Here is an 18,503-nt window from a genome sequence, read left to right as displayed (position 1 = left end):
GATCTCCTCAGGCTGTTTTTATGGGGTTCTTCAAGCATTTCCCTGGCGCTTTTGAGGCCTCATCGCGAGCAGGCTCGCTCCCACAGTGGATCTCCAGTGCTCACAAAACTCTTGTGGGAGCGGGCTTGCTCGCGAAGATGCCATCGATCACACCGCAGTTTTCGCAACAGACGGGCTAGTACGCATGGCGCACAACCCGTAATAAATCAGCCCGCCAAGGGCCGACCCGGTGAACCAACCGTAGCTGTAGAACCAGCTGAACATATCGCTGCCCAGTGACAGCAAGGTCAACACCACCGGCACGCCGAAAGCGAGGAAGCCGTTCAGGTTCCACGCCGGGTACACGTCGTCGCGGTACAACCCGGCCAAATCCAGTTGCTGTTTCTTGATGATGAAGTAGTCCACCACCATGATCCCGGCAATCGGCCCAAGCAGGCTTGAGTAGCCGAGCAGCCAGTTGGAATAGACCGTCTCCAGGCTGACATTGGAGACGATCAGGCCGAGTTTTTTCAGCAACTCATGCCCCATCAGCGCCAGCCCTACCAGCCCGGTCAGCATCACGGCTTTGGTGCGGTTGATGAGTTTAGGCGCAAGGTTCTGAAAGTCGTTGGTCGGCGAAACAATGTTGGCCGCGGTGTTGGTCGACAGTGTGGCGATGATGATCAGCGCCATGGCGAACGCCACCCACACCGGGCTCTGGATATGCCCGATCAGGCTGACCGGATCAGAGACGGTCACACCCACCAGTTTCGCCGACGCGGCAGTCATCACCACCCCGAGCGAGGCGAACAGGAACATGGTCAATGGCAAGCCGAAAATCTGCCCGAGGATCTGGTCTTTCTGGCTTTTTGCGTAGCGGCTGAAGTCCGGGATATTCAGTGACAAGGTGGCCCAGAACCCGACCATCGCCGTCAGCCCGGCCATGAAGTAACCGGTCACGCTGGCGCCTTCAGGACGTTTCGGTGGCTGGGCCAGCAACTCGGTCAGCGACACATTCGGCATGGCCCAGACCAGCAGGCCCAGCCCCACTGCTACCAACAGCGGTGCCGAGAGTGTTTCCAGCCATTTGATCGACTCGGCGCCGCGCAGCACCACCCACAGGTTCAGCGTCCAGAACATCATGAAGCCGATCACTTCGCCAGTGCCCCCGAGGGATTTCCAGCCCTCGAAAACCGAGCCGAGAAACAGGTGAATCGCCAGCCCGCCAAACATCGTCTGGATACCGAACCAGCCGCAGGCCACCAGCGCACGGATCAGGCACGGTATATTGGAGCCGATCACCCCGAAGGATGAACGCAGCAACACCGGAAACGGAATCCCGTACTTGGTGCCCGCGAAGGCATTGAGGGTCAGTGGAATCAGCACAATGACATTGGCCAGCAGAATCGCCAGCAACGCCTCGCCCACCGTCAGACCGAAGTAGGCGGTAAGCACCCCGCCGAGGGTGTAGGTCGGTACGCACACCGACATGCCGATCCACAGTGCAGTGATGTGCCATTTATTCCAGGTGCGTTCGTGCACCTTGGTCGGTGCGATGTCGTGGTTGTAACGAGGACTGTCGAGGACGTCGCTGCCGGCTTCCAGCTCGTACAAGCCTTCACGCTCGGTCACTTGCGATCTGATCTGTTGCATGGCCGCTCCACTGTTCTTTTGATTATTGTGCTCATCGAACTGGCCAGCGGATTGACCGCAAGCCTGACGATGGCCGGAGAACTTACGACTCTTGCCAACCGGCCAAGGTATCAGCGGCGGCACTCAATAAACGTGCCGACTCTTCCACTGACTCTTTTGATGGTTGGCAAAATCCATGTAAACAACTGATGTTCATCAGTTTTATTTCATATCTATCAAGCCCCCAACTACTTGCATGAACACCCAGGCCAAATGCCAGCAAGTTGTTTCAACCCTCGGGACCCTATTGGGTGCATTACCGTTATCGGGTATTTTTTAATCAACCACAGGCGCACCTCAAATGGCTGATTTCACATAGGAAATCTTGACCATATTTCGATCCTGTCAAGTGCGTCAAAAGGGTGAGCGGCCTCACCATTTTGGTGATTTATTAAATTAATCGTTTTAATTCAACACTTTATTAAATTCATAAGCTTATAAAAAATATTCTTGCCCATTCAATAAACTCCAGCTAGCGTTTATTCCTGACAGTGCTGACAGGAATACAAGTTCCACGGCCTGCTTCATATAAAAACATTGAGAACCGGCATAAGTCGGTCAAGCCTGCGAGGAACTCGGAATGTCTCTGTTGATCCGTGGCGCCACCGTTATTACCCATGATGAAAGTTACCGCGCTGATGTCTTGTGTGCCGACGGCGTCATCCAGGCCATTGGTCATCACCTCGATACTCCCGCAGGCTGCAACGTGCTCGACGGCAGTGGCCAATACCTGATGCCCGGCGGCATCGACCCGCACACCCACATGCAACTGCCCTTCATGGGCACCGTCGCCAGCGAAGATTTTTTCAGCGGCACGGCGGCGGGACTTGCCGGTGGCACCACCTCAATCATCGATTTCGTGATTCCCAACCCCCGGCAATCGTTACTGGAAGCCTTCCATCAGTGGCGCGGCTGGGCCGAAAAATCAGCATCCGACTATGGCTTTCACGTTGCCATCACCTGGTGGAGCGAGCAGGTCCACGAGGAAATGGCCGAATTGGTCAGCCTGCATGGGGTCAATAGCTTCAAGCACTTCATGGCCTACAAGAACGCGATCATGGCGGCCGATGACACGCTGGTTGCCAGTTTCGAGCGCTGCCTGGAGCTGGGCGCCGTACCGACCGTACACGCGGAAAACGGTGAACTGGTCTATCACCTGCAACGCAAACTGATGGCCCAAGGCATCACCGGGCCCGAAGCGCATCCGCTGTCACGCCCCTCCCAGGTTGAAGGCGAAGCTGCGAGCCGGGCTATCCGTATCGCCGAAACCCTCGGCACACCGTTGTACCTGGTGCACGTTTCGACCAAAGAAGCCCTGGATGAAATCACCTACGCCCGCAGCAAGGGCCAACCGGTCTACGGCGAAGTGCTGGCCGGGCATTTGCTGCTGGACGACAGCGTTTACCGGCACCCGGACTGGCAAACCGCTGCCGGTTACGTCATGAGCCCGCCGTTCCGGCCTCGTGGCCATCAGGAAGCACTGTGGCATGGCCTGCAATCGGGCAACCTGCACACCACCGCCACTGACCATTGCTGCTTCTGTGCCGATCAAAAAGCCGCCGGCCGCGACGATTTCAGCAAGATCCCCAACGGCACGGCCGGTATCGAAGACCGCATGGCGGTGCTCTGGGACGAAGGGGTCAATACCGGCCGCTTTTCGATGCAGGACTTCGTCGCCCTGACCTCCACCAACACCGCAAAGATCTTCAACCTCTACCCGCGCAAAGGGGCGATCCGCGTCGGCGCCGATGCCGATCTGGTGCTGTGGGACCCGCAAGGCACCCGCACCATTTCCGCCAAGACCCACCACCAGCATGTCGACTTCAACATCTTTGAAGGCAAGACCGTGCGCGGCGTGCCCAGCCACACCATCAGCCAAGGGAAAGTGGTCTGGGCCGACGGCGACCTGCGCGCCGAACGCGGTGCCGGGCGCTACGTCGAACGCCCGCCTTACCCGGCAGTGTTCGACCTGTTGAGCAAGCGGGCTGAGTTGCACAGGCCAACGGCTGTGAAACGCTGAGATCGAGGCCTTCGGCCTTCGCGAGCAAGCCCGCTCCCAAAGGGAAATGCATTTCAAATGTGGGAGCGGGCTTGCTCGCGAAGGGGCCGGCACAGGCAACACAAAAAACAATGCCCATTAGAGGCACTACCTCAAATAACCGTGAGGCCAACACCGTGATCAAGACCTTGAACCACCTTCCCCACCCCCGTGAGGATGCGGCCACCCTCGCCGGCCATTTCAGCGATCTGGCGCCGCCACTCAACGCCCGGCAAGCGGACCTGGAGGCCTCGCGTTGCCTGTACTGCTACGACGCACCGTGCGTCAACGCGTGCCCGAGCGAGATCGACATCCCATCGTTCATCCGCAACATCCATCAAGAAAACGTTCAAGGCGCGGCACAGAAAATCCTTTCGGCAAACATTCTCGGTGGCAGTTGCGCACGGGTCTGCCCCACCGAAATCCTCTGTCAGCAGGCCTGCGTGCGCAACAACGCCGAGGAGTGCGCGCCAGTGCTGATCGGCCTGCTGCAACGCTATGCCCTCGACAATGCGCACTTCACCGAGCACCCGTTCAAACGCGCCGCCACCACGGGCAAACGCATCGCCGTGGTCGGTGCCGGGCCTGCCGGGTTGTCCTGCGCGCACCGCAGCGCCCTGCATGGCCACGACGTGGTGATTTTCGAGGCGCGGGAGAAGGCCGGCGGCCTCAATGAGTACGGGATCGCCAAGTACAAACTGGTGGACAACTTTGCCCAGCGTGAGCTGGATTTTTTGCTGGAAATCGGCGGGATCGAGATCCGTCACGGGCAAAAACTCGGCGATAACCTAAGCCTCAGCGAGCTGCACCAGCAGTTCGACGCAGTGTTCCTCGGCCTCGGTCTGGCCGCCAGCAAACAGTTGCGTCTGGCCCACGAAGAGGCCCCCGGGCTGCTGGCCGCCACCGATTACATCCGCGAACTGCGCCAGGCCGATGACCTGAGCCAACTGCCGCTGGCCGAGCATTGCCTTGTCCTGGGCGCAGGCAACACGGCGATCGACATGGCCGTGCAAATGGCCCGTCTCGGCGCTCACGACGTGAACCTGGTGTACCGCCGTGGCCTTGAAGACATGGGTGCGACCGGTCATGAACAGGACATCGCCAAAGCCAATCAGGTCAGGCTGATGACCTGGGCGCAACCGCAGGAAGTCTTGCTCGACGACAAAGGCCAGGTGCGCGGCATGCGTTTCGCCCGTACTCGCATGGACGGCGAACGGCTGATCACTACCGGGGAAACCTTCGAACTGGCCGCCGATGCGATCTTCAAAGCCATCGGCCAGTGCTTCGATGACAGTGCGCTCAGCGATCCGCTGGCCCGTGAACTAAAGCGCCAGGGCGACCGCATTCTGGTGGACGATCACTTACGCACCAGCATTCCCGGCGTTTATGCGGGTGGCGACTGCACCAGCCTCGATCAGGACCTCACCGTGCAAGCCGTGCAGCACGGCAAGCAGGCGGCTGAAGCGATCCATGCTCAACTCATGCTCAACGTGGAGGCCGCGTAAATGGCCGATCTCTCGATTGTCTTCGCCGGCATCAAAGCGCCCAACCCCTTCTGGCTGGCCTCCGCACCGCCCACCGACAAGGCCTACAACGTGGTTCGCGCCTTCGAGGCCGGCTGGGGCGGCGTGGTCTGGAAAACCCTGGGCGAAGACCCGGCGGCGGTCAACGTCTCATCGCGCTACTCCGCGCACTTTGGCGCCAACCGCGAAGTCATGGGCATCAACAACATTGAGCTGATCACCGACCGTTCGCTGGAGATCAACCTGCGGGAAATCACCCAGGTGAAAAAGGATTGGCCAGACCGCGCCCTGATCGTTTCGCTGATGGTGCCGTGCGTTGAGGCATCCTGGAAAAACATCCTGCCACTGGTAGAAGCCACGGGCGCCGATGGCATCGAACTGAATTTCGGTTGCCCTCACGGCATGCCGGAGCGCGGCATGGGCGCAGCGGTCGGCCAAGTCCCGGAGTACGTCGAGCAGGTCACCCGCTGGTGCAAGACCTACTGCTCGCTGCCGGTGATCGTCAAACTCACACCGAACATCACCGACATCCGCGTCGCCGCACGGGCGGCCCACCGAGGCGGCGCCGACGCGGTGTCGCTGATCAACACCATCAACTCGATCACCAGCGTCGACCTCAACCGCATGGTCGCCTTGCCGACAGTGGGCAACCAGAGCACCCACGGCGGTTACTGCGGCTCAGCGGTGAAGCCGATTGCGCTGAACATGGTTGCCGAAATCGCCCGCGACCCGCAAACCCAGGGCCTGCCGATCTGTGGCATCGGCGGTATCGGCAGTTGGCGGGACGCCGCCGAGTTCATGGCGCTGGGCAGCGGCGCGGTGCAAGTGTGCACGGCGGCGATGCTCCATGGTTTTCGGATCGTCGAGGACATGAAGGACGGGCTCTCACGCTGGATGGACAGCCAAGGCTACTCAAGCGTGCAGGATTTTACCGGGCGTGCCGTGGGCAACACTACGGACTGGAAATACCTGGACATCAACTACCAGGTCATCGCCAGGATCGACCCGCAAGCCTGTATCGGCTGCGGCCGCTGCCATATTGCCTGCGAAGACACCTCACACCAGGCCATCGCCAGCCTGAAACAGCCGGACGGCACCCACACCTATGAAGTGATCGACGACGAATGTGTGGGCTGCAACCTGTGCCAGATCACCTGCCCGGTGCAGGACTGCATCGAAATGGTGCCTGTCGATAACGGGAAAGCGTTTCTGGATTGGAACCATGATCCGCGCAATCCCTACCATGTCACCAGTTGAGATCAGTGTCGCCTGATCAGACGCCTTCGCGAGCAAGCCCGCTCCCACAGGGATCTGGTGAACGCTGGAGATCCAATGTGGGAGCGGGCTTGCTCGCGAAGAGGCCATCAGCCGCGCAGCAAATCTCACGGTTCCAACCCGATCCCGCGCAAAATCACGCTGGTCACGGTTTGCACCGCCCGTTCGAACTGCATGTCCGAGAGTGCCTGGTGGTCGTTGAGGATGTTGATCTGATGGTCGAAGTCGGCGTAATGCTGGGTCGAGGCCCAGATCATGTACAGCAGGCTTGAAGGTTCCACGGCCAGGATGCGTTTGTCTTCCACCCATTGACGAATTTTCGCTTCTTTCATCTTGGCCCAGTCGTACAGGCTGGCGTCCAGCGCCTCACCCAGGGTCGGCGCGCCGTGGATGATTTCGTTGGCCCAGACTTTGGAGCCATACGGCCGGCTGCGGGAGTGGTTCATCTTGGCGCGGATGTAACTGCTGAGCACTACCCGTGGGTCATCGAACATCTCGAAGCACAGCGCATCCTGCTTCCAGACTTCCAGCAAGTCGAACAGCACCGCGCTGTACAGTTCGTTTTTGGTGCTGAAGTAGTAATGCAGATTGGAGCGCGGCAACTGCACTTCTTTAGCAATGTCAGCCATTGCGGTGCTGCCAAAACCTTTCTCGGCAAAGACCTTCTCGGCGGCCAGCAGGATTTTCTCGACGTTACTGCGACGAATCTCGATCTTGTGATTGCCCATGAGGGCTCCCTGGCACCGGCATTGCCCAAGACTAGCATCGGCTCTGGATCGGGGCGACAACCGAAAACGAAACTTCGCACACAAGGCTTCCCCGGACAAAACGGATTGGTTAGCATCGCCGCCCCTCTTTCCAGCCGCGCCTGAGGTGCTCCGTCCAAGCGCTGATTCGCGACACGGACATGCCGGTGCTCCAACACCTTTTCAAACGTCTCGTTGAGTCATTGTCATGAACATCCGATTGCGCGCCGCCAGCGACGACCATGCCCTCAGTGTCCTGTGGGAGCGTTCGGTACGAGCGACTCATGACTTCATCAGCGAAGACGATATCCAACTGCTACTGCCCCACGTGCGGGATGCCTACCTGCCCAGCCTTGAAGTGTGGCTGTACGAAAATCCTGACCGTTCGCCCGCAGGTTTCATTGCCACCAACGGCGATCATGTCGAGATGCTGTTCATTGAACCCGACCAGCGCGGGCAAGGCATCGGCCGGCGATTGCTGGAGCATGTCAAATCCCGACACCCGACGCTCAGCGTCGACGTCAACGAGCAGAATCCCCAGGCCCATGGTTTCTACCGGCATTACGGCTTTGTAGACGTCCGCCGTTCAGAGACCGATGGCCGGCCCCCCCCTTTCCCATGGGTGCACATGGTGCTCAAACAGCCCTGAAACCAATGTGCGGTTTCCCTGACCTGCGGTTCATGTTCTATTAACGCCCCATCGTATTCACTCAAGGTACTTAACGATGCAACTGAAAAAAGCCCTGACCACCGTTGCCCTGCTCGGCTCGCTGTTCGCCGCCTCCTCGGTGTTCGCCCATGCTCACCTGAAAAGCACCACACCGGCCGCCGACAGCAGCGTAACCGCCCCGACCGAGCTGCGCCTGGTGTTTTCCGAAGGCGTTGAAGCCAGTTTCACCAAAGTCACGATCACCAGGGACGGCGCAGCCGTTGCCGTGAAAAGCATCGCCACCCAAAGCGCTGATAAAAAGACCCTGATCGTTACTCCCGCCGCTCCGCTGACAGCCGGTGACTACACGGTTGAATGGCATGCGGTGTCGATCGACACCCATAAAAGCAATGGCGACTACCGCTTCAACGTGAGTCAGTAATCGATGTCGAGCGCGTTGGTCCTGTGCCGTTTCCTGCATTTCACCGTCGTGCTGATGCTGTTCGGGAGCTGTGTGTTCAGGCCCCTGCTGTTGCGCCATGCGCCGCTCAACCCAGCGCTCGCGGCACTCGACCGGCGCCTCGCGGGGCTGAGCCGATGGCTCACCGGGTTCGCATTGTTCACCGGGGTGTGCTGGTTGCTGTTGATCACCGCGAGCATGGCCGGCTCATTGTCGGCAGCGCTTGATGGGCCGACCCTGCAATTGGTGTTGGGCAGTACGTTCTTCGGTCAGGTCTGGAGCTGGCACCTGCTGTTCAATGCCTTGTTATTAGCGTGTTTGCTAAGCCCGCTGAAACACTCGTTTGCCCTGCGCCTGGGTATGAGCAGTCTGTTGCTGATCACCCTGGCCCCAGTCGGCCATGGCGCCATGCTCGATGGCCTCAGCGGTCAGTTGCTGATCCTCAACCAAGTGATTCATTTGGCCTGCGTCGGTGCCTGGCTGGGCGGCTTGATGCTGCTGGTGATGATCCTGCGGCAACCGGCGACGCATGCCGTCGGCCCGATCCTGCAACGCTTCAGTGGCATCGGCTACGGCCTGGTGGCCGGTTTGCTGGTGACCGGCCTGATCAACGTCCGGGTGTTGACCGGTGAACTCTGGCCGACACCTTTGTTCTCGGGGTTTGCGCTGATTCTGTTGATCAAGGTCCTGCTGGTCAGCGCCATGCTGGGGCTGGCGCTGTTCAACCGGGTGCGCATCAATGGCTGCGAACAACGCCTGGCTACCCTGCGCGCCAGCGTCACGCTTGAATGGCTGCTGGGGATCGGTGCCGTTGCAGCGGTTTCCCTGCTGGGCACGCTGCCGCCGATGGTCGCGCCGCTATAGCCGTCCGCTGTCGGCGGAGGCTAACAGACGGTGTTCCATCATCAAGCCTTGAGCAACATGTAACTGGCCACGGCCAGGCAAACACTGGCAAATCCCACTTGCAGCGCCCGGGCCGGAACCCGGGCGCTTAGCCGGCGACCCATCAGCATGCCGGCGATGCTCGCCACGATAAACACTGCGCCCTGCGCATCAATGGTCACGCCGGCATGGAACGCGCCGATCACACCGATGGCCGAAATCAGGCTGATGACCATCAAGGATGTGGCGACGATACCGCGCATCTGCACGTCGGTCAGTTGCTTGAATGCGGGCACGATAAGGAAACCACCCCCGACCCCGAGCAGCCCCGACACTACCCCGGTCACCGCCCCGAGCGTCGCCAGGGTCGCGGTGCATTTGGCAGTCCAGGAAAAGCGTCCGGTCTGTTGATCGAGCATGCAGTTTTTCTGCCCCCAATTGGCGTGCCCATGGTCACTGGGGCCCGGCTCCTGCTTTTCTCGGCGCAGCATCCGCCAGGCCACCATGACCATCAGCAAGCTGAACAAAATCATCAGGACTTTTTCCGGTAACTGATGGGCAAAGTAGATCCCCAGCGGCGAAAACAGCGCGCCGAGCAACGCAATCAGCAGCGCCGCGCGATAGCGCACCAACCCATGACGCAAGCCATCGATGGCACCGACCGCCGCCGCACTGCCCACTGCAAACAACGCCACTGGCGCCGCGTGGGTCATGGTCCAACCCAAGCCGAGCACCAGGGCCGGCACCGCCAGAATGCCGCCACCGGCCCCGGTCAACCCCAGGACCAACCCCATTACCGCACCCAATAATGTCGCCAGCAGCATAGTGTTCTCTCAATCGACCTTGGACACGCGGGTCAGCCATTCACGGCCTTTAAGCATGCCGCGCCAGTAAAACCACGGCAGCACCGTCGCCTTGAGGAACCACGCAGAGCGTCGCGCCACGGTCGGGTCGAGGGGAAACGTCGGCAACAACTTACCGGCATAGCCGAATTCAGCGAGGATCACCTTGCCCCTCTCCACGGTCAGCGGGCAGGAGCCGTAACCGTCGTACTTGAGTGGCAGCGGTTGGTGCTTGCGCAGGGCCAGCAGATTCTCCGCCACCACGACAATTTGCTTGCGCACCGCTGCCGCCGTCTTGGCGTTGCTGGTGGAGCAGACGTCACCGAGGGCGAACACCTCCGGATACCGCACATGCTGCAAACGGTGGACGTCCACTTCGCACCAACCCGCAGCATCGGCCAGCGGGCTTTGGCCGATGAAGTCCGGGGACACCTGCGGGGGGACGACGTGCAGCATGTCGAACTTTTTCGCGTGCACAGTCACCGCACCGGCAGAGTCCTTGACCTCGAACCAGGCGGTTTGCGTCGGGCCGTCGACCTTCACCAGGTTCGAGTTGAACGCCAGCCGCGTACGGTATTTTTCGATGTACTTCATCAGGGGTGCAATGAAGGTGGCCACACCAAACAGCGCGGCGCCGGCCAGGTTGAACTCGACGTCGACGTTCTTCAGCACACCTTGCCTGAGCCAGTGATCACACGACAGGTACAAAGCTTTTTGCGGTGCCCCGGCGCATTTGATCGGAATGGCCGGCTGGGTAAAGATCGCCTTGCCGCCACGCAGGCTTTTGACCAATTGCCAGGTATAGGCCACGTGCTGGTAACTGTAGTTCGATGTCACGCCGTGCTGGCCGAGCGTTTCTTGCAGGCCTTCGATTTTCTCCCAGGCCAGGCGCAGGCCGGGGCACACGATCAGGTTTTGATAGGTGACGCTGCGCCCGTCATCAAGGGTCAATAGACGGCTTTGCGGGTCGATGTGGCTGACGGCGGCTTGCAGCCAGTGCGCCTGACGCGGCATGACCGATGACATCGGCCGCACGGTGTTTTGCAGGTCATAGGCGCCAGCACCGACCAGGGTCCAGGCGGGCTGGTAATAATGCTGGGCGCTGGGCTCGATGACGGTGATGTTCAGGCCCGGATCACGCTTGAGCAGGCTGGCGACGAAGCCGATACCGGCCGTTCCGCCGCCTATCACCACGATGTCGGCACTGATGGTCTGGCCCCAGTGTTGATCGTTCATAGGTTGTTGCCTCTGTGTCTGCACGCAAGGGGCGTTGCCGGTGAGGCGTCACGCCCAGCTTTTCATCACCGCGCCGCAATACAGGCCGGAGAGTGTTTTCATCACCTGAATCACTTCGTGACTGGCCAGCCCGTAGAAAATGTACTTGCCTTCACGGCGGGTGCTAACCAGCCCTTCGTCGCGCAAAATACCCAACTGCTGCGACAAGGTCGGCTGACGCACGCCGGTCATGGTTTCCAGCTCGCCGACATTGCGCTCGCCCTGGGTCAACTGGCAGAGAATCAACAGGCGATCTTCATTGGCCAACGCCTTGAGCAGCGCACAGGCCCTGGAGGCCGAGGCACGCAATTGCGCCACTTCACACTCGCTCAAACTGGATTGCATTTGCAGGGGACCTTGAACGTCACTTAAGCTGCGGACATTATGTTTAAACATAAACTGTTGCAACCCGTTACTGCCTTTACGTCATCCAGCCAGGGCCCGTCTCTATGTCAGCGTTGATCCAAGCCTTCCTTGATGACGCATCAAAGACCTACACCTACGTGATCTACGAACACGACGGCGGGCACTGCGCAATTGTCGACTCGGTGCTCGACTACGACCCGGCGTCCGGCCGCACGGCCACCACCCAGGCTGATCGGGTGATTGCCTTCGTACGGGAACATCAACTGCACACCCAATGGCTGCTGGAAACCCACGCTCACGCCGACCACCTGTCCGCCGCGCCTTATTTGCGTCGCGAGCTGGGTGGCAAGATCGCCATCGGCCAGGCCATCAGCCAAGTGCAAAACGTCTTCAAGCGCCTGTTCAACCTTGAACCGGAGTTCGCCATCGACGGTTCGCAATTCGACCATTTGTTCGCACCCGATGAAGTGTTTTCCATCGGCACGCTCAAGGCCAAGGCGTTGCATGTGCCTGGTCATACCCCGGCAGACATGGCCTACCTGATCGAAGATGAGCTGATTCTGGTGGGCGACACGCTGTTCATGCCGGATGTCGGCAGCGCCCGTTGCGACTTCCCCGGCGGCAATGCTCAGCAGTTGTTCGCCTCGATGCACACACTGTTGGCCTTCCCCGCCGACACGCGCCTCTACATCTGCCACGACTACCCACCTGCCGGCCGCAGTTCACAGTGCCAGACCACCGTCGGCGAGCAGCGCAAAAGCAACATTCATGTGCACGACGGTATCGACGAAGCCGCGTTCGTCGAGATGCGCACCCACCGCGATGCCGGATTGGGCATGCCAACCCTGTTGCTGCCGGCCATTCAGGTGAATGTGCGGGCCGGTAACCTGCCGCCCGCCGAGGACAACGGCGTGGTCTACCTGAAGATTCCGGTCAATACCCTGTAATCAGGCTCCCAGGGTCAAGCCATTGGCCGGCAACGGCAACGCAGTTTTGTAGCGCACCTGCTTGAGCGCAAAGCTTGAGCGGATATTGGCGACGCCCGGGACCTTGGTCAGAAAGTCCATCATGAAGCGCTCAAGAGACTGAATGGTCGGCACCAGCACGCGGATCAAATAGTCCGGGTCGCCGGCCATCAGGTAGCACTCCATGACCTCCGGCCGGTTGGCGATCGCCGCCTCGAATTGCGCCAGCGCCTCCTCTACCTGCTTCTCCAGGCTGACGTGAATAAACACGTTGACGTGCAACCCCAGCAGGTCGGCATCGAGCAAGGTCACCTGCTCGCGAATCAATCCCAATTCCTCCATCGCCTTGACCCGGTTAAAGCACGGTGTCGGCGACAGATTGACCGAGCGGGCGAGGTCGGCGTTGGTGATGCGGGCGTTCTCCTGAAGGCTGTTGAGAATCCCGATGTCTGTACGATCCAGCTTACGCATGAGAACAAACCACCTGTTTTTTATGTTTATGCAGATTTTTTATCCGCAATCAGCCTAAAGCGCAACGAAACAGAGAGAAATATTCTTCTCGGCCGGGCCTATGATTGTTGTAGGACAAGATTTCTTTTACCGAAGAATGACGGTCAGCTCACTACAAGAAATTCACAAGATCGAGCGTAGAAAGCCATGAATCAAGCGTATGAACCGCTGCGCCTGCACGTGCCCGAACCATCGGGTCGTCCTGGTTGCAAAACAGACTTCTCCTACCTGCACCTGACCGATGCGGGCACAGTCCGCAAACCCCCAATCGACGTAGAACCAGCCGACACCGCTGACTTGGCCAAGGGCCTGATTCGCGTGCTCGACGATCAGGGCAATGCCCTCGGCCCATGGGCTGAAGGCGTGCCGGTAGAGATCCTGCGCAAAGGCATGCGCGCCATGCTCAAGACGCGGATTTTCGACAATCGCATGGTGGTCGCCCAGCGTCAGAAAAAAATGTCGTTCTACATGCAGAGCCTCGGCGAAGAAGCCATCGGCAGCGCCCAGGCCCTGGCCTTGAACATCGACGACATGTGCTTCCCGACCTACCGCCAGCAAAGCATCCTGATGGCCCGCGAAGTGCCACTGGTGGACCTGATCTGCCAACTGCTGTCCAACGAGCGCGACCCGCTCAAGGGTCGCCAGTTGCCGATCATGTATTCGGTACGCGATCACGGTTTCTTCACCATTTCCGGCAACCTGGCCACCCAGTTTGTGCAAGGCGTGGGCTGGGGCATGGCCTCGGCGATCAAGGGCGATACCAAGATCGCGTCGGCATGGATCGGCGACGGCGCTACCGCTGAATCGGACTTCCACACCGCCCTCACCTTCGCCCACGTGTACCGTGCGCCGGTGATCCTCAATGTGGTCAACAATCAATGGGCCATTTCGACCTTCCAGGCCATTGCCGGGGGTGAAGCCACGACCTTCGCCGGTCGTGGCGTCGGTTGCGGCATCGCCTCCCTACGGGTCGATGGCAACGATTTTGTCGCGGTCTATGCCGCCTCTGCCTGGGCTGCCGAACGCGCCCGCCGCAACCTCGGCCCGACCATGATCGAATGGGTCACCTACCGCGCCGGCCCGCATTCCACCTCTGACGATCCGTCCAAGTACCGCCCTGCCGACGACTGGAGCCACTTCCCGCTGGGGGACCCGATTACGCGCCTCAAGCAGCACCTGATCCGCATCGGCCAGTGGTCCGAGGAGGAACACACCGCTGTCAGCGCCGAACTCGAAGCCCAAGTGATTGCCGCGCAAAAAGAAGCCGAGCAGTACGGCACCCTCGCCGGCGGCCAGATCCCTAGCGCCGCGACGATGTTCGAAGACGTCTACAAAGAGATGCCGGAGCACTTGAAGCGCCAGCGTCAGGAACTGGGAATCTGACATGAACGATCACAACAACAATATTCAGTTGGAAACCGCCATGACCACGACCACCATGACCATGATCCAGGCCCTGCGCTCGGCCATGGATGTGATGCTTGAGCGTGATGACAACGTCGTGGTCTTCGGCCAGGACGTCGGCTACTTCGGCGGCGTGTTCCGTTGCACCGAAGGCCTGCAAACCAAGTACGGCACCTCACGGGTGTTCGACGCGCCGATCTCCGAAAGCGGCATCGTCGGCGTCGCCGTGGGCATGGGTGCCTACGGTCTGCGCCCGGTGGCCGAGATCCAGTTCGCCGATTACGTTTACCCGGCGTCCGACCAGATCATTTCCGAGGCCGCTCGCCTGCGTTATCGCTCGGCCGGTGAGTTCACTGCCCCGATGACCCTGCGCATGCCCTGCGGTGGCGGTATCTACGGTGGCCAGACTCACAGCCAGAGCATCGAAGCGATGTTCACTCAGGTCTGTGGTTTGCGCACGGTCATGCCGTCCAACCCCTACGACGCCAAAGGCCTGCTGATCGCCTCCATCGAAAACGATGACCCGGTGATCTTCCTCGAACCAAAACGCCTGTACAACGGCCCGTTCGACGGCCACCACGACCGCCCGGTAACCCCATGGTCGAAACACCCGGCCGCACAAGTGCCGGACGGTTACTACACCGTGCCGCTGGACGTTGCCGCAATTACCCGTCCGGGCAAGGAGGTGACCATCCTGACCTACGGCACCACCGTTTATGTGTCGCAAGTGGCTGCTGAAGAGGCCGGTGTCGACGCCGAGGTTATCGACCTGCGCAGCCTGTGGCCGCTGGACCTGGAAACCATCGTCAAGTCCGTGAAGAAAACCGGGCGTTGCGTGATCGTTCACGAAGCCACCCGCACCTGCGGTTTCGGTGCCGAGCTGGTGTCGCTGGTGCAGGAGCACTGCTTCCACTACCTGGAAGCGCCTATCGAACGCGTCACCGGTTGGGACACCCCCTACCCGCACGCGCAAGAGTGGGCGTATTTCCCCGGTCCGTCCCGTGTGGGCGCGGCTTTGAAACGGGTTATGGAGGTCTGAATGGGCACGCACGTTATTAAAATGCCGGACATTGGTGAAGGCATTGCAGAAGTTGAACTCTCGGTGTGGCACGTCAAGGTTGGCGACATGGTCGTTGAAGATCAGGTCCTGGCCGATGTGATGACCGACAAGGCGATGGTCGATATTCCGTCGCCCGTGCACGGCAAAGTTATTTCGCTGGGCGGCGTGCCTGGCGAAGTAATGGCCGTGGGTAGCATCCTGATCAGCATCGAAGTCGAAGGCGCGGGCAACGTTAAAGAGTCGTCCCAGCCGCCAGCGATCAAGGAAGTCAAAGAAGCACCGAAAGCCGCCGTCGCAGCGCCAGCCGTTGAAACCGTGGCGGCCAGCAAACCCGCACCGGTAAGCCGCCCTGCGGCACAAGCGCCAGTGGCTCGCGAGGCCGATGAGCGTCCCCTCGCTTCCCCGGCCGTGCGTAAACATGCCCTCGACGCTGGCATTCAGTTGCGTCTGGTCCAGGGCACGGGCCCTGCCGGGCGGATTCTGCATGAAGACCTGGAGGCGTATCTGGCCCAAGGTCCGTCAGCCAAGAGTGGCGCTGGCGCCGCGTATGCTGAACGTCACGACGAAGAGCAAATCCCGGTGATCGGCATGCGGCGCAAAATTGCCCAGCGCATGCAGGAAGCCACCCAACGCGCCGCGCATTTCAGCTACGTCGAAGAAATCGACGTGACTGCGGTGGAGGAACTGCGGGCGCACCTGAACGAGAAACACGGCGCCACTCGCGGCAAGCTGACCTTGCTGCCGTTCCTGGTACGTGCCTTGGTCGTCGCCCTGCGCGACTTCCCGCAGATCAACGCCCGTTACGACGACGAAGCCCAGGTCATCACCCGCCTCGGCGCGGTGCATGTGGGTGTCGCGACCCAAAGCGACATCGGCTTGATGGTGCCGGTCGTGCGTCACGCCGAGGCGCGCAGCCTGTGGGACAGCGCAGCGGAAATCTCCCGCCTGGCCAGCGCCGCCCGCAATGGCAAGGCCAGCCGCGATGAACTGTCCGGCTCCAGCATCACCCTCACCAGCCTCGGCGCGCTGGGCGGTATCGTCAGTACCCCGGTGCTGAACCTGCCGGAAGTGGCCATCGTCGGCGTGAACAAAATCGTCGAGCGGCCAATGGTGATCAAAGGCCAGATCGTGATTCGCAAGATGATGAACCTCTCCAGTTCGTTCGATCACCGCGTGGTCGATGGCATGGACGCGGCGCTATTCATCCAGGCCCTGCGTGGCTTGCTCGAACAACCCGCCACGCTGTTTGTGGAATAAGTATTTGTGGAGCAAGGCATGCAACAGACTCTGAACACCACGCTGCTGATCATCGGCGGCGGCCCTGGCGGTTATGTGGCAGCGATCCGCGCGGGCCAACTGGGCATCAACACCATTCTGGTGGAAGGCGAAGCTCTGGGCGGTACCTGCCTGAACATCGGCTGCATTCCCTCGAAAGCGCTGATTCATGTGGCCGAGCAGTTTCACCAGACCCGGCACCACAGCCAGCATTCGGCGCTCGGGATCAACGTCTCGGCACCGACCCTGGACATCGGCAAAAGCGTCGAGTGGAAGGACGGCATCGTTGACCGCCTGACCACCGGCGTCGGGGTGCTGCTGAAAAAACACAAGGTCCAGGTCATCCATGGCTGGGCCAAGGTCATCGACGGCAAGACCGTCGAGGTCGGCGACACCCGCATCCAGTGCGAGCACCTGCTGCTGGCCACCGGGTCGAAAAGCGTCAACCTGCCGATGCTGCCGATCGGCGGGCCGATCATCTCCTCCACCGAAGCCCTGGCGCCGAAAAGCGTGCCGAAACGGCTGATCGTGGTCGGTGGCGGCTACATCGGGCTGGAGCTGGGCATTGCCTACCGCAAGCTCGGTGCCGAGGTCAGCGTGGTCGAGGCGCAGGATCGCATCCTGCCGGCCTACGACGCGGAACTGACCCAACCGGTCAACGAAGCCTTGAAGCAACTCGGCGTGAAGCTTTACTTGAAGCACAGCGTTGAAGGCTTTGATTTACAAACCAATACCCTGCTGGTGCGCGACCCGAACGGTGAAACCCTGAACCTGGCCACCGATCAGGTGCTGGTGGCCGTCGGGCGCAAACCCAACACCCAGGGCTGGAACCTCGAAGCGCTGAAGCTGGACATGAACGGCTCGGCGATCAAGATCGACAAGCGCTGCGCCACCAGCATGCGCAATGTCTGGGCCATCGGCGACCTGAGCGGCGAGCCGATGCTCGCTCACCGGGCCATGGCACAGGGCGAGATGGTCGCCGAGCTGATCAGCGGTAAAACCCGCGAGTTCAACCCGACCGCCATCGCCGCCGTGTGCTTTACCGACCCGGAACTGGTGGTCGTCGGCAAGACCCCGGACGAAGCCAAGGCCGCCGGCCTGGATTGCATCGTGTCGAGTTTCCCGTTCGCGGCCAATGGCCGGGCGATGACGCTGGAATCGAAAAGCGGCTTCGTGCGGGTAGTCGCACGGCGTGACAATCATCTGATTGTCGGCTGGCAAGCGGTGGGCGTCGGGGTCTCCGAGCTGTCCACGGCGTTCGGCCAGTCCCTGGAAATGGGCGCTCGCCTGGAAGACATCGCTGGCACCATCCACGCTCACCCGACACTGGGTGAAGCGGTGCAGGAAGCGGCGTTGCGGGCGTTGGGGCATGCGCTACACATCTAAACGCGATCAACTGTGGCGAGGGAGCTTGCTCCCGCCGGGTCGCGAAGCGGCCCCTTGCTAACTTCCAGGCACATCGCGCTGCCTGGATTTTCGACTGCTTCGCAGCCGGGCGGGAGCAAGTTCCCTCGCCACAGGATTTCGAACAATGGAGAACTCATGAGTTACCTAAGAAATCT

Annotated in this window: 17 protein-coding genes; 11 read left to right on the top strand and 6 right to left on the bottom strand. The window is 60.5% G+C overall.

What is annotated here, in order from left to right:
- Positions 1-147 precede the first annotated feature (147 nt).
- Complete coding sequence (locus AC1Z1G_RS11920) at positions 148-1,632, bottom strand: NCS1 family nucleobase:cation symporter-1 (RefSeq protein ID WP_483627166.1); 1,485 nt, start codon at positions 1,630-1,632, stop codon at positions 148-150.
- A gap of 619 nt (positions 1,633-2,251) precedes the next feature.
- On the opposite strand from AC1Z1G_RS11920, the gene hydA reads away from it, so the two are divergent.
- The 3 genes from hydA to preA all read left to right on the top strand — a co-directional run bounded on the left by hydA (position 2,252) and on the right by preA (position 6,489).
- A complete protein-coding gene (gene hydA, locus AC1Z1G_RS11915) occupies positions 2,252-3,691 on the top strand; it encodes a dihydropyrimidinase (RefSeq protein WP_483627164.1) in 1,440 nt (479 codons plus the stop codon).
- Positions 3,692-3,846: 155 nt separating this feature from the next.
- Complete coding sequence (locus AC1Z1G_RS11910) at positions 3,847-5,214, top strand: NAD(P)-dependent oxidoreductase (protein ID WP_483627162.1); 1,368 nt, start codon at positions 3,847-3,849, stop codon at positions 5,212-5,214.
- Positions 5,215-6,489 (top strand): NAD-dependent dihydropyrimidine dehydrogenase subunit PreA, encoded by a 1,275-nt coding sequence (preA, locus tag AC1Z1G_RS11905; protein WP_483627160.1) that lies wholly within the window; start codon positions 5,215-5,217, stop codon positions 6,487-6,489.
- 125 nt (positions 6,490-6,614) lie between these two features.
- Here preA and AC1Z1G_RS11900 read toward each other — a convergent pair whose 3' ends face one another.
- Positions 6,615-7,235: a TetR/AcrR family transcriptional regulator gene (locus tag AC1Z1G_RS11900; RefSeq protein ID WP_483627158.1), complete on the bottom strand. Its 621-nt coding sequence runs from the start codon at positions 7,233-7,235 to the stop codon at positions 6,615-6,617.
- A gap of 226 nt (positions 7,236-7,461) precedes the next feature.
- Here AC1Z1G_RS11900 and AC1Z1G_RS11895 point away from each other — a divergent pair, with 226 nt between their 5' ends.
- The 3 genes from AC1Z1G_RS11895 to copD all read left to right on the top strand — a co-directional run bounded on the left by AC1Z1G_RS11895 (position 7,462) and on the right by copD (position 9,226).
- Positions 7,462-7,902: a GNAT family N-acetyltransferase gene (locus tag AC1Z1G_RS11895; RefSeq protein ID WP_483627157.1), complete on the top strand. Its 441-nt coding sequence runs from the start codon at positions 7,462-7,464 to the stop codon at positions 7,900-7,902.
- A 76-nt stretch (positions 7,903-7,978) separates the two neighbouring features.
- A complete protein-coding gene (copC, locus tag AC1Z1G_RS11890) occupies positions 7,979-8,344 on the top strand; it encodes a copper homeostasis periplasmic binding protein CopC (RefSeq protein ID WP_483627155.1) in 366 nt (121 codons plus the stop codon).
- A 3-nt stretch (positions 8,345-8,347) separates the two neighbouring features.
- Entirely contained in the window at positions 8,348-9,226 is an 879-nt protein-coding gene (gene copD, locus AC1Z1G_RS11885; RefSeq protein WP_483627153.1) for a copper homeostasis membrane protein CopD, read from the top strand.
- Positions 9,227-9,267: 41 nt separating this feature from the next.
- Here copD and AC1Z1G_RS11880 read toward each other — a convergent pair whose 3' ends face one another.
- The 3 genes from AC1Z1G_RS11880 to AC1Z1G_RS11870 are packed head-to-tail and all read right to left on the bottom strand — an operon-like array spanning position 9,268 to position 11,706.
- The gene (locus AC1Z1G_RS11880; RefSeq protein ID WP_483627151.1) at positions 9,268-10,068 is read right to left on the bottom strand and encodes a sulfite exporter TauE/SafE family protein; all 801 of its coding nucleotides are present in this window, start codon (positions 10,066-10,068) and stop codon (positions 9,268-9,270) included.
- A 9-nt stretch (positions 10,069-10,077) separates the two neighbouring features.
- On the bottom strand, positions 10,078-11,322 hold the full coding sequence (locus tag AC1Z1G_RS11875) for an NAD(P)/FAD-dependent oxidoreductase (protein WP_483627149.1): 1,245 nt from the start codon (positions 11,320-11,322) through the stop codon (positions 10,078-10,080).
- A gap of 48 nt (positions 11,323-11,370) precedes the next feature.
- Positions 11,371-11,706, bottom strand: a complete 336-nt coding sequence (locus AC1Z1G_RS11870; RefSeq protein WP_483627147.1) for an ArsR/SmtB family transcription factor — start codon at positions 11,704-11,706, stop codon at positions 11,371-11,373.
- 104 nt (positions 11,707-11,810) lie between these two features.
- Between AC1Z1G_RS11870 and AC1Z1G_RS11865 the strand changes: the two genes are divergently transcribed.
- Entirely contained in the window at positions 11,811-12,674 is an 864-nt protein-coding gene (locus tag AC1Z1G_RS11865; RefSeq protein WP_483627145.1) for an MBL fold metallo-hydrolase, read from the top strand.
- Here the strand turns inward: AC1Z1G_RS11865 and bkdR are convergent, their stop codons facing one another.
- Entirely contained in the window at positions 12,675-13,163 is a 489-nt protein-coding gene (bkdR, locus tag AC1Z1G_RS11860; protein WP_483627143.1) for a Bkd operon transcriptional regulator BkdR, read from the bottom strand.
- A 186-nt stretch (positions 13,164-13,349) separates the two neighbouring features.
- Between bkdR and AC1Z1G_RS11855 the strand changes: the two genes are divergently transcribed.
- The 4 genes from AC1Z1G_RS11855 to lpdA are packed head-to-tail and all read left to right on the top strand — an operon-like array spanning position 13,350 to position 18,327.
- Positions 13,350-14,585, top strand: coding sequence for a thiamine pyrophosphate-dependent enzyme (locus AC1Z1G_RS11855; RefSeq protein ID WP_483627141.1), 1,236 nt, complete (start codon positions 13,350-13,352; stop codon positions 14,583-14,585).
- 1 nt (position 14,586) lies between these two features.
- Entirely contained in the window at positions 14,587-15,645 is a 1,059-nt protein-coding gene (locus tag AC1Z1G_RS11850; RefSeq protein ID WP_483627139.1) for an alpha-ketoacid dehydrogenase subunit beta, read from the top strand.
- Complete coding sequence (locus AC1Z1G_RS11845) at positions 15,646-16,923, top strand: dihydrolipoamide acetyltransferase family protein (RefSeq protein WP_483627137.1); 1,278 nt, start codon at positions 15,646-15,648, stop codon at positions 16,921-16,923.
- Between the two features lie 18 nt (positions 16,924-16,941).
- The gene (gene lpdA / locus AC1Z1G_RS11840) at positions 16,942-18,327 is read left to right on the top strand and encodes a dihydrolipoyl dehydrogenase (protein ID WP_483627135.1); all 1,386 of its coding nucleotides are present in this window, start codon (positions 16,942-16,944) and stop codon (positions 18,325-18,327) included.
- Positions 18,328-18,503: the final 176 nt, after the last annotated feature.

Source organism: Pseudomonas sp. JL27(2026) (assembly GCF_056933555.1).
Note: the sequence above shows the minus strand (reverse complement) of the source record. Positions and strands in the feature narration are given on the sequence as shown.